General features: G+C 61.8%; 2 protein-coding genes. Both read left to right on the top strand.

Annotated elements, in window-relative coordinates; genetic code table 11:
• The coding region (locus NQU54_RS48375) for an RHS repeat-associated core domain-containing protein (protein WP_306279884.1) at positions 1-913 on the top strand (913 nt) is incomplete at its 5' end.
• Positions 914-1,570: 657 nt separating this feature from the next.
• Positions 1,571-2,045 (top strand): HD domain-containing protein (locus NQU54_RS48370; RefSeq protein ID WP_441005766.1); only part of this gene is annotated, 475 nt, incomplete at its 3' end.

Raw genomic sequence — 2,045 nt, 5'->3', positions numbered from 1 at the left:
TCTCTACGACCCGCTCGGGCGCCGCACCACCAAACAACGCCTCCACGACGACGGCACGATCGCCGATCTGATCCACTTCACCTGGGACGGCACCCGCCTCGCCGAGCAAACCACCTCCGGTGGCACGGCGACGACGTGGGACTACGCCCCGGGCACCCACCGCCCCGTATCCCAATCCACACACCGAACGCTCAACCCCCGCCCCGGGACCTTCGCCCTCTCCCTCGCCGGCACCTCCCAGTCCGCGGACGACGCTCGATTCCACGCGATCGTCACGGATCTGGCCGGCACGCCAACCGAACTCGTCACCCCTGACGGCGCCCTCGTATGGCAAGCCCGCACTACCAACTGGGGCACTCCCTTCACCGCCCCACCAGAGGAGGTGGACTGCCCCCTCCGGTTCCCCGGCCAATACGCCGACCCGGAAACCGGTCTGAATTACAACTTTTTCCGGTACTACGACCCGGAGACGGCCCGCTATCTCACCCCCGACCCGCTTGGCCTCGCACCGGCCGACAATCCCCACATCTACGTTGTCAACCCCCTCACCTGGGCCGACCCACTCGCCCTGGAAGGCTGCGGGCCGGGCATCGACGACGACACATACGATGAGATAGAAGCACAATACGGAGCGCGTGTCGCGGAAGGTGTGGACCACGATTTTCAGCGCATGAATGATGGTTCCGCCAACGCGGCAGATCACTCCATATCAGGTATTGGTTCGAACCCGAAGGAGCTGGCTCGATATCTGTCATCCTTCGAGGGTAAGACCACCCACGTCGACACCAGAACTGGGTCGAGCGTTGCCTATGACAGAGGGCGCGGCGTCCTGATCGTCGAGACAGCGTACCGAATTCACGCATACCACTATTCATCAGATTCTTTCGACTCGGAGAGATACAGGCCAAAATGAGAGCAAGGATTCGAATCCAGTCATATGACCCAGGAAGCGTGTCGTTGAAGCTTACGCCTGCGCAGGCAGCCCTGTTCCGAGAGTGCATTGCACTCACCATGGAGACCCACGACGGAGACGGCATGGCAGAACTCTGCACGGGCAGCCCGAGGAGGGAACTGGAAAACATCACGAAAGAGGTAGCACATGTGCCAGAAAACGAATCTGGCACATGCACCTTCACGCTCAGACAGCTCCACTCGATTTACGCCAGCATTACACATGCCGTCGTCGCACTCCCCTCAGAAGAGGGATTTCACATTCGAACTGGATTTTACCGCGAAAACGCCATCGAGTTGGCGAATTCCATGAGGTCCACTGTTCACGATTGCATGCGTTCGACCTCGTAAAGGCGCGGTGGCCTTATCCTTGCCGAAAACCTTATCCGCCCAGGTGGGAGGCGATGGCTCGCCTCCGTGAAGCTTTCAGGTCCGACGCTGACGCCAGGATGCTTGCGCTGAAGCTGATCAGCGCGGAAACGTGACCCTCATGCTGCTGCGACTGGCCTACCTCGGCATGAGTAATGCGCTCGCGCTGCTACTCCTGTGGCACTGCTGACAAGATGGCGCCGATCGCTCGAAGGCACTGGACGACAATTCTCAGAGGTGGGGGTGCGTCATGCGAGAAGGTGATGCCCACAATGTGGTCGCCGGCAAGGCCATGGCGGGGACCGTGGTGCAAGCGCGGTCAATCGGCAGGCTGTATGTGCAGCAGGGCGGCCCGGAGGCCGAGAGTCAGCCCGTAACGGACAATGCCTGGGTGCGGGCCGCCGTCGGGTCAGCAGTGTGGGAGCATGTGCGAACGTCGAGTGACGTCGCCTTCTTCCGGCGTCAGGTGGGGCTGATCGTTGAGGCGCTCGCCGGGCTCAGCGACGAGGCAGAGCGGACGCTGGGCGCTGATCCGTGGCGAGACCCGGAGGTCGCGGTGCGTTTCGTGGAACGCATCGAGTGGCTGTTGGGTGACGTGGACGACCAAGCGCCGCTAGACCTCTATCCCGCTGAGGCCGCGTTGCTGGTGCTCATTCCATTTTTCTATCGCACACACGCTCTGCGCATGGCGGCCCAGTACTCGGCGGTCGATCTGGCTCAGCTTT

Origin of the sequence: Streptomyces malaysiensis subsp. samsunensis, from assembly GCF_024519315.1 — a bacterium.
In the GTDB taxonomy this organism is placed as follows: domain Bacteria; phylum Actinomycetota; class Actinomycetes; order Streptomycetales; family Streptomycetaceae; genus Streptomyces; species Streptomyces malaysiensis.
The sequence above is the reverse complement of the archived record's forward strand: the minus strand, read 5'-3'. Positions and strand labels throughout refer to the sequence as shown.